Source organism: Peptoniphilus lacrimalis DSM 7455 (assembly GCF_000378725.1).
In the GTDB taxonomy this organism is placed as follows: Bacteria; Bacillota; Clostridia; order Tissierellales; family Peptoniphilaceae; genus Peptoniphilus_A; species Peptoniphilus_A lacrimalis.
Window position 1 is genome coordinate 118,412 of sequence record NZ_KB900372.1, and the last position, 21,798, is coordinate 140,209.

General features: G+C 29.8%; 12 protein-coding genes. 2 read left to right on the plus strand and 10 right to left on the minus strand.

Going from position 1 to position 21,798, the window contains the following annotated elements; translation table 11 throughout:
• Window positions 1–5: 5 nt before the first annotated feature.
• From F594_RS0106270 to F594_RS0106300, 7 genes are all read right to left on the minus strand, one after another.
• Entirely contained in the window at window positions 6–1,751 is a 1,746-nt protein-coding gene (locus F594_RS0106270; protein WP_019034952.1) for an ABC transporter ATP-binding protein, read from the minus strand.
• Window positions 1,744–3,534: an ABC transporter ATP-binding protein gene (locus F594_RS0106275; protein ID WP_019034953.1), complete on the minus strand. Its 1,791-nt coding sequence runs from the start codon at window positions 3,532–3,534 to the stop codon at window positions 1,744–1,746. Before F594_RS0106275 ends, F594_RS0106270 begins: the two co-directional genes overlap by 8 nt.
• The gene (locus F594_RS0106280) at window positions 3,524–4,990 is read right to left on the minus strand and encodes an ABC transporter ATP-binding protein (RefSeq protein ID WP_019034954.1); all 1,467 of its coding nucleotides are present in this window, start codon (window positions 4,988–4,990) and stop codon (window positions 3,524–3,526) included. The genes F594_RS0106275 and F594_RS0106280 overlap by 11 nt, the downstream gene beginning before the upstream one ends.
• Window positions 4,975–5,676 carry an energy-coupling factor transporter transmembrane component T family protein gene (locus tag F594_RS0106285; protein ID WP_004837756.1) on the minus strand — a complete coding sequence of 234 codons (702 nt, stop codon included), beginning with the start codon at window positions 5,674–5,676 and terminating at the stop codon, window positions 4,975–4,977. Before F594_RS0106285 ends, F594_RS0106280 begins: the two co-directional genes overlap by 16 nt.
• Window positions 5,677–5,678: 2 nt before the next feature.
• On the minus strand, window positions 5,679–6,275 hold the full coding sequence (locus F594_RS0106290) for an MptD family putative ECF transporter S component (protein WP_004830159.1): 597 nt from the start codon (window positions 6,273–6,275) through the stop codon (window positions 5,679–5,681).
• A 141-nt stretch (window positions 6,276–6,416) separates the two neighbouring features.
• Window positions 6,417–7,055: a TetR/AcrR family transcriptional regulator gene (locus F594_RS0106295; RefSeq protein WP_004830157.1), complete on the minus strand. Its 639-nt coding sequence runs from the start codon at window positions 7,053–7,055 to the stop codon at window positions 6,417–6,419.
• A gap of 107 nt (window positions 7,056–7,162) precedes the next feature.
• A complete protein-coding gene (locus tag F594_RS0106300) occupies window positions 7,163–7,411 on the minus strand; it encodes a hypothetical protein (RefSeq protein ID WP_147285949.1) in 249 nt (82 codons plus the stop codon).
• Between the two features lie 500 nt (window positions 7,412–7,911).
• On the opposite strand from F594_RS0106300, the gene F594_RS0106305 reads away from it, so the two are divergent.
• Window positions 7,912–8,280, plus strand: a complete 369-nt coding sequence (locus F594_RS0106305; RefSeq protein WP_019034956.1) for a plasmid mobilization protein — start codon at window positions 7,912–7,914, stop codon at window positions 8,278–8,280.
• A complete protein-coding gene (locus F594_RS0106310; RefSeq protein WP_019034957.1) occupies window positions 8,280–9,650 on the plus strand; it encodes a relaxase/mobilization nuclease domain-containing protein in 1,371 nt (456 codons plus the stop codon). Before F594_RS0106305 ends, F594_RS0106310 begins: the two co-directional genes overlap by 1 nt.
• Before the next feature lie 191 nt (window positions 9,651–9,841).
• Here the strand turns inward: F594_RS0106310 and F594_RS0106315 are convergent, their stop codons facing one another.
• From F594_RS0106315 to F594_RS10050, 3 genes are read right to left on the minus strand one after another with little or no spacing between them, the layout of a single operon-like run.
• Complete coding sequence (locus F594_RS0106315; RefSeq protein WP_019034958.1) at window positions 9,842–10,984, minus strand: transposase; 1,143 nt, start codon at window positions 10,982–10,984, stop codon at window positions 9,842–9,844.
• Between the two features lie 33 nt (window positions 10,985–11,017).
• A complete protein-coding gene (locus F594_RS0106320) occupies window positions 11,018–20,794 on the minus strand; it encodes a helicase-related protein (RefSeq protein WP_407675524.1) in 9,777 nt (3,258 codons plus the stop codon).
• Complete coding sequence (locus F594_RS10050; protein ID WP_407675525.1) at window positions 20,680–21,138, minus strand: TnpV protein; 459 nt, start codon at window positions 21,136–21,138, stop codon at window positions 20,680–20,682. Before F594_RS10050 ends, F594_RS0106320 begins: the two co-directional genes overlap by 115 nt.
• Between the last annotated feature and the right edge of the window lie 660 nt (window positions 21,139–21,798).

Below are 21,798 nucleotides of genomic sequence, written 5' to 3' on the forward strand. Positions count from 1 at the left end.
TTTTCTCACAGTATTTTTACGCCATTATTTTTATTTTGCAGCTCTACCATATTTTTATAAATCCCATTTAAAGAAATTAGTTCATTATGGGTTCCTTGTTCTACAATATTGCCTTCCTTGATTACAATAATATTATCGGCATCTCTAATAGTATTTAATCTATGAGCGATAACTAATAATGTTTTATTCTTTACCAATTCACTGATTGCTTCCTGTATATAGCTTTCATTATCCACATCAACACTTGCTGTTGCTTCGTCAAGAATTACAATAGGAGCATTTTTTAATATACAGCGAGCAATAGAAATTCTTTGTTTTTCACCACCAGATAGAGTTGCACCTCCCTCTCCGATCATTGTGTCAAATCCATCAGGAAGTGCCATAATAAAATCATAACATCTTGCTTTTTTGGCTGCTTCTATAACTTCTTCCTTAGTTACATTTTCTTTTCCCATAGCAATATTATTAAAAATTGTATCTTGGAATAAATAAACTCTCTGGAAAACCATACTGATTTCTGACATCAATTCAGACAGTGAAACATCCTTTATATTCACACCTCTAATCAAAATTTCTCCAGAGTCTACATCCCAGAATCTTGCCAAAAGATTTGCCACTGTGGATTTCCCTCCACCGGACTGCCCAACTAAAGCCGTCATTGTATTCTTATTCATTTTGAAACTCATATCATGCAAGACTTCTTTTTCACCATAAGAAAATTTAACATGATTAAAACAAATATCAGGTTCTGAGTTATCAGAATTTGAAATTTGTTTTTTGCCCACATCTTGCAGTTCGGTTTCATTTAACACTTCTTCAATGCGATCTAAAGCAGCGTTCATTACAGTAAGCCTTGTAGCTTCACCATAAAGTGTTTTTAAAGGGCTAAATAAGTCAAACACAAACAAAATAAGACCCAACATATATGGAAGTCCCAAAGTTCCTTTACTATTAAGATATAAAGCCACTGCCAAAATAAATGTAATTCCAATCCCATAAATAATATTTAAACCGGTTGTCCATGGTGTTATTTTATTTTCAAATTTTATAGATGTCTCCTTTGAGGATATAAAATTATCTGTAAGAGATTTAGAATTTTCACCTAAAAGGTTGTAACTTTTAATAACACTGATCCCCTCAGCAAATGACAAAACTGCATCTGTTAGTTTTTCACTTTGTTCTTGTCTAATAACCGATTCAGATAAAGACATTTTGTTCATGCTATTTGCAAGCAGTGTTGCAACCAGTGTTACACACATCGCAATCAGTCCAATTCTGTAATCTAAAACAAACATGAATATTGTTAGTACAAGCGTTGATAATACATAGCTCATCATATTTGCAATCGTACTCATGGAAACTTCTTCAATAAAAGCCATGTCCGAACTTAAAACAGAATTTATTTTTCCTAAATTACCTGCTGTAAAATATCCCATTGGAAGCTTTCTAAGATGATTCCCAAGCTCCATTCTTTTATCAGCAAAAATCATAAAGCCAGCTGCACTTTGTAATTTATCGCTTAAGAAGTGAACCACAGCTTGTAATAAAACCACTAAAACAAGTCCTACTCCGACATATAGAAAAGTTTTGGGGGTATTCGTTTTTTCATAAAATCCAATCAAAACGGTAAATGCAATAAATATAGGCATTTTACTTAATATAGATTCAACAAAGGCAAATATAAATGCGGACTTTATTCTGTTTTTGTATTTACCTGATAAATTTAAAATTCTTGAAATTAGTCTAAACATTCATTTCACCTTTCTTTCTGCTGATTTTCCAATCTTTACTAAATAGTGTCGCATCCCATAATTTGCGATATTCTACCGAAGATTCTAATAAATCTTTATGCTTTCCATTCGCAACTAAACGACCATGATCCATAACCAATATCTGATCTGCATCTACAATAGACGGCAACTTATGTGCAATAACAATTAAGGTTTTGTCTTTTACAAGTTCACGAATAGCCGCTTCCATTTTTTCTTCATTTTCCGGATCTGCGTAAGCTGTTGCCTCATCAAGCACAACAATCGGAGCATTCTTCAAAATGGCTCTTGCTAATGATATTCTTTGCCTTTCTCCACCTGAAAGCATCTTTCCTGCTTCTCCAGCTAAAGAATAAATGCCATTCGGAAGTCTATTTAAGAACTCCATGCACTGGGCTTTTTTAGCTGCTTCTATAACATCATCATCACTGGCATCTAAATTACCAATGCGAATATTTTCTAAAAGCGAGGTATTAAACAGATATTGGTCTTGTGCTACATAAGAAATTTGTTTGTTGAGTGATTCCAATCTTATATCCTGTATGTCTTGTCCACCAATACTTATGCTTCCATCTAAAACATCATAATAATGAATTAAAAGTTTAGCCAAAGTACTTTTTCCTGAACCGGATTCGCCAACAATCGCTGTCTTTTCGCCGGCTCTTGCCGTAAAACTAACATTATGAATAACATTCTTAATATAGGTTTCAGGCTGCCCATTTTCTCCCATTTTGCTTAACTGATAGCCAAAGGTAACATTGTCAAATAAAATAGTCTGTCCTGTTCCCTTAAAATCATTTTCTCCCTGTTTTAAAGGAGCCATATTTAAGGCTTGTTCTAAAGCAGAAATTTTATAATTTAACTGCGGCATAGTTGGTAAAAATCCGAGAGCTTTCAGTAGTGGTAAGCCTATACTTAAAGAAAGGCATAATATTAATATTAAGTTAGAAAGGCTTGCATAGCCCATATATACAAAGTAGCCACCAAGCGGCAATGTTAAAATAATTGTGCATGGAAGTAAGGCACTGTATAACGCCATCCATGGCCATGCCGTCTTATACCAAGCAAGTGCATAATCTCTGTAATTACTGATATCTTTAGAAAGGCGTTCATAAGACTCTGTTTGCTTATTAAATACTTTTACAACTTCCATACCGTTTACATACTCAATAATGGTATTATTCATTTTTCCACTTGCCATATAATATGGACCCATTTGTTTCATACCTACAGAGTACATAATCATCATTGCGAGAACGCTAATCGGAATAGAAGCTAATGACATTAAAGCTAATCTCCAGTCAATAAAAAACATTGAAACATAAACCATAATAGGTACAATTAAATTAGCTATTCCTTCAGGAAGCGAATGAGCTAAAAGCACTTCTAAACTACCAATATCATCCACGAACATTTTTTTGATTGTACCCGTCCCTTTTTCTTCAACAACACCCAATGGAAGAGCTTCCATTTTTTTCTGTAAAGATGTTCGAAGTCCAAGTAACGTGTTGTATGCTGCTTTATGTGAGACATTAAGACCTACTCCACCTAAGACAGCTTGTAATACTAAACAAACTAAAATGCTTATCAATAAAAAAACAATTCTTTCAAATTCCAATTGTTTACCTAAAACAAGTGGATTGATGATTTTATATACAAATAGAAAGGGTAACACACCCATAATTACACTAATAAGCATAATAAAACTTGCTAAGTGAATTGATTTTTTATGCGTACCAGCATATTCGAAAACCTTATTTAACATAGTTTATCTCCTTCCATAAAATTTTTTTATCCATAAAATCCATGATCAACTCTTCATTTCCTTTTACAGATATTTTTTTATAATCCTTATCACCGAGCATTAAGACGGAATGACAGGTTTTAAATAACAGCTCTAAGTCATGAGTAATTATTATAATTGGAATCTCCTTTGCTTTTTCTTTCATTAATTCGGACATAATTTTCATACTTTTATAATCAAGCCCTGATGTTGGTTCATCCAAAATTATTAGCTTACGACCTGATAAAAATGAAGTGATAATTGCCAATCGTTGTTTTTGTCCCCCTGATAATTTCTGTGGGTGATTGGTTTTCTTATTCCACAAATCTGTATCTTTTAAGTAGTTACGGATTTCTTCTAAATCACTTTCTGAATTTTTATCTTTGCAAAATATCAGTTCATTTTCTACTGTGTCTAAAAAAATCTGAGCATCTACATCCTGTAATACACAGTATGAGTTTCTGAGCCTTTCCTTTTGTTTATGCCCATAGTTTACATCTAAATATTTTTCAGATAATCCGCATAATGCTTTTGCTAAAGTACTTTTCCCAATACCATTAGGACCAATAACTCCCATTATTTCGCTTTTCCCAAGCTCAAAAGTTAAATTTTTTATCAAGGTTCTTTTCCCTTGATGGATACAAGCGTTATTTAGTTTTATGTAGCTTTCAGCTACAATCGGTTCTATTTCTGATACCAATTCTCTTTCATTAAGTGTTCTTAACTCAAGTTCCTTACATTTATCATTACTAAGACTCCCATTCGGAAAAATACCACATATTGTACCATCTTTTATATAAATCAACCTGTTAAAAATCTCTTTTAAATAATAGAGTCTATGTTCCGCTATAATTATTGTCTTCCCCATCGCTTTCAATCTGAGAAGTATTTCACTGAAGTGTTTTATACTATCGTAATCGAGGCTACTTGATGGCTCATCAAAAAAAATAATATCTGTATCATAGATAAGAGTTCCAGCTATAGCTACTTTTTGCTTTTCTCCTCCTGATAATTCAAAAATGGATTTTTTGCTGACATGGCTTATTCCTAATAAGTCCATTGCTTCTTCAACCTTTTCTTTTAATGTATCCCTGTCTAAGCCCAAATTTTCACCCACTAAAGCAATTTCATCTTCAACAACATCACAAAAAAATTGATCTTTAGGATTTTGAAATACATTGCCAATATATTTAGCTAACTCTCCCTTTTTATATGCCGTTATATCTTTCCCTAAAATCTTGATTTCTCCGTCCAAATCACCATCATAAAAGGATGGAATAAGCCCGTTTAGTAATCTTAAAAGTGTCGTTTTTCCGCATCCGGAAAGACCCGTTAAGACTACAATTTCGCCTTTGTTTACGGACATTTTTAAATTTTTTAATATCAAATCTTCTCCATAATGAAAAGATTTGATTTCTGCCTCTAAAATTTTTTCCATAAACTCGCCCCCAACAAAATCATCCCTCCGACTATCATTGCGATATCAATAAAAGTAATTTTCACCTCATGAAAACTTGTTTTTTCCCCATCGTATTCAATTCCTTTTGATATAATTGAACAAGTTAAGGTGTCGCTTATGTCTATGCACTTATACATAAGAGGAACAAAATATAACTCAAATGTTCTAATTGGTTTGAAAATACTTGCTTTAAATCCTCTAATTTTCATGCCGTTGTTTATTTCCTTCATCCTAATAGAGATTTCTGGAATAAAACGAAAAAATACTGTGATTCCTATACCTATTCCACCATCAACTCCAATTTTTCTAAATGCAGCAATTAGATGCGAGGAGCTATATGATGACAGAACTCTTCCCAATATGAAAAGTGGAGCAAACTTCAACACTACAAGTAGCATTGTATATATAGAGCCAATCAAAACATTTCCTAAATGAGGTTTTAGTAAATAAATAAGTCCCCATACTATAAGCAATGAACATATCGTTCTAAATGCTTTTTTGATAGAAAATAAAAATAATAACCCTAAAACAAAAATAAGGGAAAATAGGTATTGCGATTGTTCTCCTACCGTTAAAATAACTGAAAACAATAAAATCAACCCAACTATAGTAAGTGGGTTGATTTTATCTGATAGTTGGTGTTTGTTTTTATTATTTTTTTTCATCTCTACAAAACACTTTTTTTCTTCCTATTGCTAAAAAATTTATTATAAATGTATGTCCCAAAATAAGCACCTATGACTGAAGCTACAAGTGAAATCAACAGACAAATCAATATGTTTCTAGGAGTGTAAAAATTATAAAGGAATGTTGCATAATCTTTTGTAAACATTTTTGGAAATTGCTTTGCAAGTCCTTCTACACCAAATACAAACATAAAATACATAGCATGTAAGGAATATATGAACATACCTGCTCCAAACGCAGTTCCAATCCTCATATTTTTATTCACATAATTTTCCTTTTTACCAATTACAAGTTCTGCTAAAATTCCTGCAATAGCACAAACAACGATTACTGGCCACATTCCCATGAGAACATAGAAAACACCCATCAATAGAAAATATAAAAATGCTGTACCTCTTTGTTGAACCTGTTTACACATAATAACAAAAACCGGTGCTACAATAATTGTTGGCAAGGCTGACGATAAATATAAACTTGGGAGCATTCCAAAGGATCCCGTCAAAAATCCTAATCCCATTGTCAAAACAAATCCAATAACTGAAAAAACAGCTATTTTTACAACACTTTTTAAATTCATAAGTTAATCCTCCTTAAAATTTTATTTATGTCTAATACATAGATATTAATTTTTAACTCCATAATCTCCACGACCAATATAACTAAGTTATATTTAAGTTAAAAATCAATTATAACTAAGTTATATTTAGCTAAAATTTATTTATAATCCTCGAATTTTTCTCCATCCTTCATTAAAGAACTGTGAAATCAAACTTGCATTTAATTTTACTTCTTCTTTATTTTGCGAATGAACTGCTACTTCTGACAAAGCATAAAAATATGCATGATTCAGCAAGTGTATTCCTCTATTAGTTATTACATCATTGACATTATTTTCGCCATAAATCATACTTAGAATTTTAAAATGATTTTTGTCTTCTCTCTCAATGATACTATCTAAAAAGTTATTATGTTTTGTTCCATAAGAACTGAATATTAAAAGTTCAAACACATCTTTATGTTCAAAGAAATACAGTACCATTTCAATAGCACCTTGTGCTTTTGATTCCAAAACATTCTGAATAGCTTCTCTACTTATTGGGCTTTCTTTCTTATAAACATCAAAACTCTTGTCTTCATACATTGTATAATATATGTTTATTTGGTCTATAAGAGGTTCAACCAATTTACAGAAAAGATCTTCTTTATCTTCAAAATGTCCATAAAAAGCACCTGTTGTCACGCCCGCAGCTTTACATATTGCTCTTAGATTAGCTTTTTCAAATCCTTTTTCTTTGAAAATTTTTTTGCCACAATCTAATATCTTTGAGTGAGTTACCTCATAATCTCCATTAGCCACTATTCACTACATTCTCCTTTCAAATATAACTTAGTTATATTATAACACACCTTGCTTTTAATTTCAATGCTAATACATGTAGGTACTATACCTTTAATATAAATAATTTAATTCCTATATGCTATAATGTAATTATTTGATATCTGAACCCCTTTAATTCCAAATTTATGTAATTCATTAATAATACATTCATTATCTATATTTTCCCATTCCAATGTATATACCATCTGTCTTTGTAAAATTTTATCTCTATTAAGATTAATCAGAAATTTCCATTGAAACTTGTTTTTTTTAATGTGTTTTTTTTCTTTCATTATCAATTCATATTCATAATCTCCTACTCTCACATTCTCCAATACAGTTCCGTTCTTTATATAAAAATAGCAAAAATAGCAAAAATAGCAAAAATAGCAAGCACAGTAAGTGCATATGCACTTACTAAAAATGGAATAAGAATGCTACAATTATATCGCTTATTTTTTCCATTTTACTTGTTGGGGAATATCCCCAAACCCCTAAATTTATAATAATTAAATTCAGCAACAAACGCTTATAATAGCTTCAACGTAAACTTGAATATTATCTCAAAAAATGATAAAATATAAGCAATAAAAAATTAAATCAGGAGATTTCCATACGAAATATATAGAATAAATTAAACCTGTAAGTCAAGTAATCCTACTTGAATTTACAGGTTTTTCTTTTTTATTTCTATTAATAAATTTATTAGGTAGACGAACTTCAATGAGGTTTACTACGAGCTCTATATATACAATTATTATCACATAATAAATAGGGATTGAGAACAAAATGTAGTATTTATTATTACAACTACAATATACGAGGAGGTTAAATTATGACAAGTAGATTTAGAAATAACGGAATCTATTTAATGTTATCTGATGAGGAGTTAGAATTGCTAAATGAAAAATATAAAGCATCTAAGTGTAAAACTCTTAGGCAATTTATTATGAAATGTATTTTAGAAAAAGATATTTATGTATTAGATATGGATGTCTTTCGTGAAATGTCAACAAATATAAGTCGTACTTCAAATAATATAAATCAAATTGCTAAAAGGGTAAATACTACATCAATTATATATAAAGATGATGTAGTAGATTTAAAAAGCTTATTAGAAAATCAAGCAAAAGATATTTTCTCTATGCGTAAAAAAATATACTCTCTTACTAATTCTAATAGCATAAATACTGAGAAAGAATAATGGCAATTACTAAAATTCATCCTATAAAATCCACTTTAAAAGTAGCACTTGATTATATTATGAATAGTGATAAAACAGATGAAAAAATTCTAATTTCCTCCCTAAACTGTAACCCTATAACTGCTCATTTAGAATTTGAACAAACAAAAATAGAATGTAATTCTAAAGCAAAAGTTTTAGCAAGACATTTAATTCAATCTTTTTTTCCTGGAGAAACTACTGCTGAAGAGGCTCATCAAATAGGCATAGAACTATGCGATAAAATCTTAAAAGGAAAGTATGAATATGTTCTTACTACCCATATAGATAAGGGGCATATTCACAACCATATACTATTTAATAATGTTTCTTTTGAAACTGGTAAAGCATATCAAAGTAACAAAAAAACTTACCACCAAATTAGAAATCATAGTGATGATTTATGTAGAAAATATAAGCTCTCTGTTATAGATGAAGATTATGTAAAATTTAAAGAAAAGTATAAAACCAATGGTAAATCCTACAAAGAATATATTGAATTTAATAAAGGAAAATCTTGGAAACATAAACTTCAAATTTCTATTGATCATGCTATTAATAAAGCAAATAGCTATGAGAATTTCTTAAAGCTTATGGAAGAATATGGCTATGAAATTAAACTTGGAAAATATCTTTCTTTCAGACATAAAAAACAAGGAGAAAAGGGGCGATTCATTCGTGCGAAGGAAACTACTCTTGGAAAAGATTATACAAAAGAGAAAATAAAAGAAAGAATTGAAAATAAGGTAAATGAAAATTACAAAAATAGTGAAGTATATTATGCTAAGAAATCTTATAAGAAATTTGATAATATAATAGACATAGAAAGCAATGAAAAGGTTAAATCTTCTAAAGGTTATGAAATATGGGCTAGAAAACATAATATGAATACTATGGCGAAGACCTTAAATCAGCTTAGAAAATACGGTCTATCATCTAGTATGGATTTGGAAACTAAACTCCAAGAAGAGGCTGTTAATAGGCAAGAAATCTTAAATAAGATTAAAGATGTTGAAAAAGTTATGAGTGAAATTTACACAGTTATTGAAGACATTAACACTATAAAAATAAATAAGGTTATTTATAAAACCTATAAAGAAAACACAAATGATAAAGATTTTTATAGTGAATATAAGCCTCAAATTATCGCATATGAAAAAGCAATAAATACTTTAGAAAAGTGTCAATATAAAAATCTAAGTATAAAAGAGTTGTCAAAATTATATGATGAATACAAAAATAAAAAAGATATTCTTATGGATGACTACGCCAACGAGAATATATTGATAAATGAATTAACCCAATTAAGAAAGAATACTGATAAGTATATTTATAATGAATTGTATAAGTAAGGATTTGGTGTATCAGCTTCTCCGGTAGTGTGGGGTCTGTAAATAATTTTGTGAGACTGTGTAAAGTTTTGTGTATCAGCCCTCCTGATAGGCTGTGGCTGATATTTTTTCAATATAACCCATCATTTTCCCTTAAAAACAACCAATAAAAAAATACAGGAGGCAGACTAAAACCTGCCCCCTATAATCTTTTACCTTTCTATGCTATTATCCTTTTTCTTCTTTTCATCCACTTTCATATCCCCTTTAGCCTTAAATTCCTTTAATTTCCCTATTGTTGATGCTTTTGCTTTAGTATGCTCTTTAGCTTTTAATAACTTTGCAGAGTATACTTTTAGACTTGTGTATTCCTTATTATCCTTTCCCATACTTTTCTTTTCTTTGCCAAATAGGTGTACAAAATCTCCTTTTTTCAAATTTTTTACTTGATTGATTTTGTCATTATAGGCGTAGCAGCTTATGAATTTTGCATTTCCTTCCTTGTCATTTTCAGCAATAGATAAGGAGGCTACTTTAAAGTCCCTCCCATCTTTTGATTTTAAATCTTTAATTTCTATATCAGTTGCTATATTTCCATCTATATTTAATGTATCCTTCTCTTTATTATCTATATCTTTCATTTCTTTATCTCCTTGTTCTTGATTAGCTTCTAAGTTTTCTTTTAACTCTTCTTCGTCTATATATTCAATAAACTTTTCATCAATAAGACCCATAACTGAATCGTTCATATAATTATCATAGGCATTATTAAGAACATTTTCATTTCCTACTCCTGTTTCAAGAGATATAATACCTTTTACAAATTCTTTATGATTATATTCTGCTAAAAAATCTATTGTATTTTTCATGCTTTCAAAATTTGTATTTTCCATGTTTGCTATTGTTTTTATATCACTTGCGTATCTAACAGAATCCCATTCATACTTTCCACTTTCTTTATTAAACTCCACTCCTGTGGCTAAAATAAATTGATTCCCGTCAAATAAGGTCGCTTGATTATCTTTCACATCCAGTACCATAGTGTCTCCAAATTCAGTTTCAATTACATTTCCCTTTTTTATATTCATTGCTATTCCTCCTTTTATTTTTTTATCTATCTCATCTGTGAAATCTTTTATTTCTTCTTCCTTCTCATCACTAATAATAAATTGTTTTATTTCTTCAACTGTTGGATCATCAATTGTAGTCTGAATAAATTCAACTAATTTATCTTCTGAAGTGGCAAAATTTTTAATTCCATATTCAACTATATTGTTAATTATTCTATGAGTAGCACCATCAAAAGAAAAATTTTCTCGAATAAATTCATTAAATCTATCTCTATCAAATTCCATATTCTTTGTCCTCTAATAATCTCATTTAAAGTTTTATCTGCCACATGGTTCACTATTATTTATTTCTTTTATATTATTATTTACTGCTAAATTTCCCTTATATTCCTTTAATTTATCCATAATAGATGTTTTTTCTTTCCTTTCAAAATCTCCTATTTCCTGCACTTTACTATCTCTAAAATCAGCATCATTTCTATCTATTATTCCATCTAAATCCATATCTTTAGATAATGGATCATAGAAGTTGCCATCATCATCTATTTCAAGTCCCATTACTTCTCTCAGTTTTTCTTCATTTACTGATACAAGCTCACTAAAATTCCAAAAGCCAATAGATGTCTTTATCTGTACTAGCTCTTTTAAATCACTTGCATCTAAGGGATCATAGGTGTATTGAAAGCTGTCAATTAGGTTCTTATCTACATAGGTGTTCATCTTGTAATTTATTAAATCTAAACTTACTTGTATTTCATGTTTTTCATCTGGTGTAGTTGTATAAGCTATTCCTATATCTGTTAAGTCAGGAAATATAGTATCAAAGTCCTCTAACCTGTTTTCTTCATCATATTCTCTGTTAAGGAAGTCTATCAATTCTTCCTTTACTTCTTCTAGTAATGGATTATCTTGGCTTATATCTTCACTTTTTCCCATATCTAGTAAATTATTAACTTCTGCAAGTCTTAGTGTCTTATCCTTTAAAAGTTCAGCTTGTGGAAATGTCTTTTGTATTTCAATTTTGGCTGTTTGAAATTGCTCTTCTGTATCTTTTAGTTTTGAAATTGTATTTTCTAATCTTTCTGGTAATTTATCTAATACATTATCCATTCTTGTTATATTACCTATTTCATCTGTTCCAAACTCTCCTCTATATTCTCCCTTACCTTTTAATATAAAGTTATATTTATTGAAAAAAGAATCATATTTTATGGATAAATCAAAATTTCTATATTCACCTATTTTTTCTCCATCTTTATCCATTTCCCTATATATTTTAACTCCCTTAATTTTGTTCAACAAAAACTCTCCAGCTATTTTCTTATCTATATACTTCTTTCCGTCAATAATTAGAGAGGTAAATTTATTATCTTCTTTTAAATTTTTATCTACTTCTCTATAAGGCTCAACATTTTTAATATCTTCCTTTAAGTTCTCTATACTTTCTTTTAATCTTTCTATTTCCTTTGGATAAAATTTAACTACTTTATCTTCCAGCTTGTAAAGATTTGATTTAAAATTGGACTCTAGCATTTTAAGTTTAGAAACTTCAACATCAAGGTCCATCTTCTCCTTTATTAATGGATTTCCTGTTGCAAGAGCTTTGATTTCGGCATAGTTTAATGTGGCTTCGTCTACATCTTCTGCAACTCTTACAGGAGTCTTTGACGTCATAATTTGGGAAATATATTTTTGTTTATTCTCTAAGGTTTGGAATAGGTAGGCATCAAAAGTATTTTCTGTTACATATCTAAATATATGGACTTCCTTATTCTCATTTCCCTGCCTCACAATCCTGCCTGCCCTTTGAGAAAGATCAGCAGGTCTCCATGGTATATCAAGATCGTGAATTGCAATTAGTTTGTCTTGGGCATTAGTACCTGCTCCCATTTTCTGTGTTGAACCAAGTAAGACTCTTATTTCTCCTTTTCTTACCTTATCAAAGATAGCGTCTTTTTCCATATTGTTTTTTGCCTTATGAATAAATTCTATTTCATTTTCAGGTACTCCCATATCTATAAGTTTTGTTTTAATATCATCATAGATATTAAAATCACTACTTGGTGTAGACATATCACAAAATATTAATTGAGCAGATTTTTTATCTTTATATTTATCCCAAATGCTAAACACATTTTTTATACAGGTATTCACCTTACTATTAGGATCATCAGGAAGTAAAGGATTGATTAATCTTTGATCTAATGCCATCTTCTTCCCATCATTTGTTATTAATAGCATATTATCAACACTTGAATCTACCTGCTTATCACGAACCTTATCTGCTCTCTCGGAAAAAGTTTCAAGAATTTCTTTTTGTTCTTCGGTAGGCTTTGTTTTTATAGTTTCATAATGGGCAATTGGTGTAGGAAGATTTAAAACATCAGCTGTTTTAATATCCATAAATCCTTTTACAGTATTCATAAGTTCAGGAAGATTATAAAATTTTGCAAATCTGGTTTTGCTCCTATAACCATTACCCTCAGGATTTAATTCTATTGCCGTTATTGTTTCTCCAAAAGTAGACGCCCAAGAATCGAAATGTTGTAATTTCATCTTTTTTAATTCATCATACTGTAAATATCTCTGCATGGTATAAAGTTCAGCCATACTGTTGCTTACTGGTGTACCTGTGGCAAATACTAATCCTTTATCATTAGTTATTTCATCCATATAGCGGCATTTCATAAGCATATCTGATGATTTTTGTGAATCTGTAGAAGTAATTCCTGCTACATTCCTCATTTTAGAAAATAGATAGAGGTTTTTGTATGCGTGGGCTTCATCTACAAATAACTTATCTACTCCCAGTTCCTCAAAGGTTACAACGTCATCTTTCTTATAATCAGCATTTAGTTTTTCTAACTTTGTCTCTAATTTTTTCTTTGTTTTTTCTAATTGCTTTACAGTAAATCTTTGATCCCTTTCTCTTTTATATTCATCTATATAGTCAATTATTTCATCAATTTGACCTTGCAATTCATATTCTTGTCTTTCTTTTGATATAGGAATTTTTTCAAATTGACTGTGCCCTATAATAACAGCATCAAAACTTCCTGTAGCAATACGACTACAAAATCTTTTTCGTCTATCTGGTGTGAAGTCTTTTTCTGTAGCACATAATACATTAGCTCCTGGATAGAGTTCATTAAATTCTCTTCCAAATTGCTCTACGATGTGGTTAGGAACAACAAACATTGACTTATTACTCATACCAAGTCTTTTTGACTCCATGGCTATCCCTATCATTTCAAAGGTTTTTCCTGCTCCTACTTCATGAGCAAGTAAAGTATTTCCACCAAACAAACCTCTTGCTATGGCATCTTTTTGATGTGCTCTTAATTCTATTTCAGGATTCATTCCTTCAAAAGTAAGATTAGATCCATCATATTCCCTTTGTCTTATGGAATTGAATCTTTCGTTATAATCTTCTACTAATCTATTTCTTCTTTCCACATCATCAAATATCCAGCTTTTAAATTCTTCTTTTATCATCTCTTGCTTACTTCTTGCAAGCATTGTTTCTTTTTGATTAAGCACAGATTTTTTCTTTCCATCACTGTCTTCTACTTGGTCAAATACCTTAGTATCTCTTAAATTTAAAGTATCTTCTATCAATTTGTAGGCATTTACCCTATTTGTACCATAGGTAAAAGAAGCAAGGTCATTGTCCCTATCAGAGCTTTTTCCTTCAACTCTATACTCTCCTGTAAAGTCAGAATACTTAATATCTATATTCCACCTTGATGAAACTGGTGTTTTCAACAAGTCAAACATAAATTTTTTGTAATCTTGTTCTGGTATCCATGTTGCGCCCATTCTAACTGTAATTTCACTTGCATCTAGTGCTTTAGGCATAACTTCCATTAGTTTTGCTTTTTGAAAATGTAACTCCTTTAACTCTTCTTCTAACACCTCTCTATCTGCTGAATTTTCTTCCTTTTCTAATTCTCTTTCAATATTTTTAATATAAGAGTCTACAACTTTAATTTTATCTCTTATATTTCCTGACAAATATTCATCAGCACTTACATAAGGTCTTGAAAAATCTCCTAACTCTTTAGCAGACTTAAATGGATTTATATCATTAGGTTCAAAGGAATCTAAATTTAAAAATATTTCTCCCTTTAATTCTTCTATTAATTTATCTCTTGTTTTTCCTGTCAATTCTTCCATATAATCAAAATTTATTTTCCCTTTTTGACTAATAGAGAGTACCAGAGCATCTATTGCCCTATCTGTATGATCTATTATGACAGCTTTTTTTATAGTTCTCTTGTTAAAGATATCAGATTTTCCTATAAAGTTGCCTTCTTTATCTAATTTTTCCAAAGTTGAAATTAAAGAAAAATTGGCATCTTCTCTAAATAACTTTTTATTGGTTTTTGAATTTAATCTTCCATGTTTGCTATTGAAATCATCGTAGAATTTATTTAGATTTTCTTGTTCTTTTTTTATCTCTTCATCTGAATAGTCTTCTCTTTGATAGGTTATAACTTTCCTTAGACTTTCATTTAATCTTAAATATTCTTTTACCTTATCTTTATCCTTTTGGTTTAAGGATATTCTTTGCATAATTGAATTTTCTCTAAAATATATTTCATCATCCACTAAAGCAAAAGAATAGTTTTTAACACTATCATCAGCTGGTATTGTTTCTTCTCCTAAATCATCATTTATTTGAGCTTCTTCATACCTACCTTGAATATTTTTAATGGCTTTTTTTAGTCCTTCTTCTAAAGAAATATCTTTATTTTCAATACATGCAAGGCTTGTCCCAAATCTTGACGATATTTCTTCCATAGTCCCTATTACCATCTGAGGGTTATCTACAAAGTATTTATTATATAGTAGTCCTTTTTCGTTTTCATCTAGCTTTACCCATTCTTCATCTATCTTTAATAGCCTATCTCTCTTTTTTAAAAAGATTATATCTGAAGTTACTTCTGTTCCTGCTACTCCTTTAAATGTTCTATTAGGTAGTCGTATTGCGCCTAAAAACTCCGCCCTTTCTGATATATATCTTCTAACATCTTCACTTTTTTTATCCATAGTCCCAGATGAAGTTATAAAGGCAATGATGCCGCCATCTCTAACCTTATCTAAAGTTTTAGCAAAAAAATAATCGTGAATTAGAAAGTTATTTCTTTCATACTCACGATCTGCTACTTTAAATTCTCCAAAAGGAATATTTCCTATAGCCACATCAAATAGGTTATTAGAAAAATTGGTTTCTTCAAATCCTTTTATTTGTATATTGGCATTAGGGTAAAGTTCTTTAGCAATTTGTCCACTAATCCTATCTAATTCAACTCCATAAAAGTTTGACTCTTTCATTTCTTCAGGTAGATTTCCTATAAATCTCCCTGTCCCAGCACTTGGTTCTAATATATTTCCTTTTTCAAAGCCAAGATTAGAAAGACTTTCATAGATAGAGTCTATAACTACTTTTGGCGTATAAAAAGCCGTTAAGGTTGATTCTCTCGCCCTATTATATTCTTCCCCAGTTAGATTTTCTTTTAAAAAATTTCTTGCATCAAGCCATTGACCTTCCTTTTCTTCATCGAATACATCAGAAAGTCCTCCCCAGCCGATATACTTTGCTAAAATTTCCTGTTCATCTTTTCTTGCACTTCTATTTTCTTTTTCTAAAGCTTTTAAGACATTTATAGCTTCAATGTTGTTTTTTAATCTCTGTGAAGGTGGTAGGTTTTCTTCTTCATTAATAATTTTATAGTTTTCTAAAGAAACTTCAGAAACCCCTTCTATATTTTCTCTATCAGTCCTTATTAAATCATTATTTTCTTTCCATTCCTTATATTCTTCTAACTTCTTATCAATAGTTTCTTTTCTATGAGTGGTTAATTTTAATGAATTACCATCTCCGTCAATTTTGTCAATTCCTTTGAGGTAAGAAAAAGGTAGAGTAAATTCCCTATAATTTTTTGGATTAGACGAACTATATACTAAAAATTCTTCATTTTCATTATCTACTCTTACTATAAACTGATCAGCAACAAGAGAAGATTTATTATTTATTACATCAAGGCTTTTATGTAAAAGCCCTGAATTGTCTTTTTTAACTTTTTCTTCGTTTTTATTGTCAATATCTTCAAAGCTAATTTGTTCTATTAATTCCTCTTTATCGATAGATTGTTTTTTACTTAATTTATCTTTTTCACTAGATTTATATTCTTCTAAATCTTCCTTTCTTACAAAAATATTAGAAACAGGTCTTTCTCTACTATATATTACTTCAGTAATAACACTCTTATCTATTGAACTTAAAGCTAATCTACCCATTCCAGCTTCATTAAATTCGTTCTCTTTAATAAAATATTCCTTATTTCTAAATTGAACTGGTAATCCTAAAAGACTATAATCTTCTATTTCTAACGGAATTAATTCCTCTTTTTTTATAACTTCTAAATCAAGATCTTTGTAGTCATTAAAAAGAATTGTTTCACTTCCGGTAATAAACCCATTCATTAGTCCTGTGCTATCTTCTAATTCTATAGTTTTAGGACTTGTAGCATCGTTAATGGCGGTTATAGTGTATTCTTTTTCTTTGTATCTAACACTCATACCTTCTTTAAATGGATTTTCTTCTTGCCTTGTTCTATCATTTTCTATTTGCTGATTTAAATATCCATTTAAAAGCACTTCTCTATGTTTGTCATCAAGTAAATAAGGTAAGTTACTTAATATGTCCTTATAACTTTTATATTTTATAGCTTGATTAGAATTTAAAATATACCCATTGTATCGTAAATTTTGTTTAAGAGATTTCCCCTTAACATCTAAGATTAGCTCTACCTTATACCCTTCTTTTCCATCTATAATATTTTCTGGTTTTTTTAATAATCCATCTTCTATTTTCTTTGATAGTAGTAAGTATTCTTCATTTTGAGGATCAAAATAGTATTCCCCTTTTTCTTTGATATCTTTATCTATTAACTTGGAAAGAACTTCTTTTTTATCTCTTATTTCTTCAATTTTTGATTTTTCTTCTTGAGATAAATTTATATTAAAAGTAATTTTATTTTTTTCATTTATATGTGCTAAATTTTGATATGCTCCATTGATTTCAAGATTTTTATTAAAAACATATATATCATTATAGTAATCTGGAAATTGCTGATTAAAGCTTTGAACATCTATATCATAGCCTTCCTCAAATTTTGTAACTTTATCATCAGTAATTTCAAATAATCCTTCTCTTTCCAATTCTAATACATCATTTAAATTTGTAAGGTTTACTTCTTTCATTTTGACAGTAATTTCATCAAACAAACTGTCTATTTTTCTGCTATCCTCAAAAGATTTCCCTTTATATAAAGTATAGATCTTTCCTTGTGAGTTTTCCTTTCTTGGATAAACTCTAATTCCTGTCTCTTCTAGTTCTATATCCTTTGTTTTCTCTTTATCTACTAAAGCGTAATAAATTCCTACTTTTACTGCTATTTTATCTTCTACAATATCTTTTGTTAATTTTTCTTCTACTTCATTTCTTAATACTTCTAAAGCTTTTAAATCGCTTTCTTTAAAGGAATGTGAGAATAGTTTTAAGTCCTTATCAAAATAGGCATCATATGAATAATATGTTATTTGATTATGGTTATTATCATATCCACTGGAAATATTTTTTATTTTTAAATATTTATTATCCTCTGTTTTAACTATATCTCCCACTTTTATAGAGAGTATCTCCTTATCATCTTCTATATTGTTTTCATGTGAATTATTTAAATATTCTCTATATCTATGTTCTATTCTAATGCCTAATTCTTTAACCTTATCTATTGACTTCATATCATCTGGAAGATTTCCCTGCTTATCGGCAACTTCTCTCATGATTTTCGCATATTCTCTTTGAAATACAGAATTAAAACTTGCTAAGGTATTATTTCCTAAGTTATCTCTTGCCTTTATAATTTCATTTTCTAAAACTTTATCCTTAACTAATACATCGAAAAGTATATCTTCAATTTGGTCTATGGAAATTATTTTTTCATCTATCTTATTTTCTTCTATAGTTTGATTAAGTTCTATCTTATTTTCTTCTATAGTTTGATTAAGTTCTATCTGACTTTTTCCTATTTGTTCATAAAGAAATTCAAAGTCTCTTTGGTTGATCTCGTTTCCATCACCTATGTCTATCTTATAGTGATCAACTATTTTCCCATCTACTATATGGTTAAAATAGAATTTGGAATACCCCTCCCACTTTTCAGTCATCTGCCCATATTCGTCTTCTCCTAAGGTCTTATTATGAAGTCTTATCTTTTCATCTATTTCCCTTATTTCATCTAATAGTTCTTTAGTCAGCCTTTGTCCTGCATAATCTTTTTCTATTAGACTCGAACCCTCATTAAACTCAATTATCCAATAATCATCTTTTATATGGCTATCTATATCAAAATCTATATTCTCTTTATTTTTATTAGTATAAAATTCCTTAAATTCTTCAAAACCATTTACTATATCATCATCTATAACTTCTTTGTTAGAATTAACTACAATATTTGGAATATCATCATATCGACTTTGACTTTCTAAAAGGTAATATTCTCTTCCTTCTATTTCTTCCTTTTCTTTAATATAAAAAGTGTCATGTATTCCCTCAAGAATAATTCCATCGTCTAACTGGTCTAATGGTATATCTAATTGTTTTTCAAAGGCTATGGAATATATTTCTTCTTTTAAAAAGTTTGGTATAAATTCATCATAAATGATAAGTTTTCCATCATCACCTATACTTGCTACGGACTGTCCTTGATAATAATATATAGAACTGTTATTTGTTCTTTCTATATATACATCATTATCAGTTGGAGGCAAATCATCTTGATAATTTATATACTCCTGGCTTTCTTTTTCTGTTTTATTTATTTCCTGATCTGTTTTTTTCTCCCTATTTTCTTCAAAACTTTCCTCATCTATATATCTATTCTTTTTAATAAGGTCATTGATTCTTCTTGCAACATTAGACCAAGATAGTAGTATTTCTTTTGCATTACCTTTATTATATTTTATTCCCTTCGCATCGTGCCACTCACCACTTCCTCTTGCAGCAGATAGTGCATGAGAACTTCCACCTACGCCATATTCATTTTTCAAGAAATCTGCTTGTTCTTTTAAATCATGCTTTTCAGTAAAAAATTCATATATTCTTTTCTTTCCATCAGAAAACCCGCTTCCTCTTTTTAGGCTTTCATCTATTTCATCTTGTGTTATAAAACTCTGAATAGGTGCAATATCCTTTAAATTTGACCTATATAATTTTCTTTCTATTTCTAAATCATTGATATCATTATAGATTCTAGATAATTTATAATGATGAAATCTTAAAATATCAGGATTAATCTTATATTCTTCTAAAAATACCTCGTATTCTTTTCTGAGTTTATTTATAAAATTTTTATCTTCAAGTTTTTTCCCGAGATTTTCTTTTTCATCTGGGAAGCCTCTTCCTTTTATATCATTAAGACTGGTTAGATATCTGTCATCAGTTTCATCAGTAAGATCTCTCTTTAAATACAATAATTTTTCTGCTATTTTTTCTCTTTCATATGCAGCACTTTCTACAATCTCAACATTGCTAGCAAATTCTCCTCTATCTAATAAATTATTAATATTATTAGCTAAATCTTTCCAAGAAACTATTTGCCCTTCTCTATATCTTGCCTCATCTCCATCTTTAAAAATTGCTCCTTCCTTTCCAAACCATGCAGATATCTTTCTTCCTTCAATTTCAAGACCATTGGCTCCCCTATATATTTCTTTCAAAAAGTTTGCCTGTTCTTCTAAAGATTTACCCTTAGAAAATTCTGCTATTACTGCCAATCTTCCATCTTCATGATTTCCTCCATGAATTAAAAACGTATCTATTTCTCTTTGACTTATTGGATTTGAGAAGGATATTTGCTCTCCCTGATTTTTAGCAGAAAAAAAGGAAGTAGACTCTACTTCCTCATTTTTTAGATTAAGATTATCTCCCTTTCCCCTATTTCTTGCAGGGTCATATCCATGTTCTTCTTCAATCTCAGATATTTCAGATAGTCCTCTTCTTTCAGTTCTTCTGTCAGCCCCCAAGTTTCCATCATTTTGACTTCTTCCCTCGTGATAAAGGCCTCTATCTCTTTTTCCTTTGATAGAAGATGATCCATCAATATCCCTTGCAAATACATTATCTGATAATCCTCTTCTTTGTTCTCCTTGAGAAAGTTCAATCTCATCCTTCCCCATCTGTTGAGTTTCTTTAAATCTATTTCCTTGGGAATTGCCATATTGGGTATTAGGACTTCCATGCCTTCCTCCAATTCTTCCATCTTGTATGTCCCTCCCTGTCTCTCGAAGGAATTCTCCTTGACGATTGGTGTGTAAATTCCCTCCTCCATGAGGTATTCCTTGCCTGCCAATGTTACTTTCTCGTTCATCTTCCAAGCCTCCTTTTTTTAAATTTATTTCACCGTTTATATCAGAACTTAATTTATTATAACGCTCCTTAAGCTCTTTTGTCTGCTCCAAATCTTTTCTTTCTTGAATTTTCTCTAAAATTTCTAATCTTTTTATTTCCCTTCCCAAATCAAGTAAGATATTTTTACTTATATTAGCACTTATACTTAATACTTTGTCTATGTCCGAACTTGATATTTTAGACAGTAAAGATAAGTTTTCTCCTTTTAGCTGATATGAGACCTCCATTCTCTCGCTTATGGAAATTTTTACGGATTCTTTTAACAAATTAAAAAGGTCTACCTTTTGAATGCTTTTTAAACTTTCATCAGATAGACTTTCTAAAATTTTATTGAATTTTCCTCTAACATTACTTTCTACTAAGGCATCAATTTTATCTTCTTGGCTTAATAGAAGCTTACTATCTTTTTCTTTAAACTTATCTATCAGGTCATCTAGTAAGTTTAAATGCTTTTTGCTATCATATTTCCATAACTTTACCTCAGAAATATTATGATTAATACTTACTGTTTGCCTTATGTCGAAGATATATTTTATCCTTCCACTATCTATATCTAAAAGTGGTATTCCTTTTTCACCTCTTTTAACGCTTCTACCTATACTTTTCCAATAATCAAATT

Coding starts and splice junctions, on each gene's coding strand:
- F594_RS0106270 (WP_019034952.1), bottom strand. CDS start 1,751: ATGTTTAGACTAATTTCAAGAATTTTAAATTTATCAGGTAAATACAAA.
- F594_RS0106275 (WP_019034953.1), bottom strand. CDS start 3,534: ATGTTAAATAAGGTTTTCGAATATGCTGGTACGCATAAAAAATCAATT.
- F594_RS0106280 (WP_019034954.1), bottom strand. CDS start 4,990: ATGGAAAAAATTTTAGAGGCAGAAATCAAATCTTTTCATTATGGAGAA.
- F594_RS0106285 (WP_004837756.1), bottom strand. CDS start 5,676: ATGAAAAAAAATAATAAAAACAAACACCAACTATCAGATAAAATCAAC.
- F594_RS0106290 (WP_004830159.1), bottom strand. CDS start 6,275: ATGAATTTAAAAAGTGTTGTAAAAATAGCTGTTTTTTCAGTTATTGGA.
- F594_RS0106305 (WP_019034956.1), top strand. CDS start 7,912: ATGACAAGTAGATTTAGAAATAACGGAATCTATTTAATGTTATCTGAT.
- F594_RS0106310 (WP_019034957.1), top strand. CDS start 8,280: ATGGCAATTACTAAAATTCATCCTATAAAATCCACTTTAAAAGTAGCA.
- F594_RS0106315 (WP_019034958.1), bottom strand. CDS start 10,984: ATGGAATTTGATAGAGATAGATTTAATGAATTTATTCGAGAAAATTTT.
- F594_RS10050 (WP_407675525.1), bottom strand. CDS start 21,138: ATGAACGAGAAAGTAACATTGGCAGGCAAGGAATACCTCATGGAGGAG.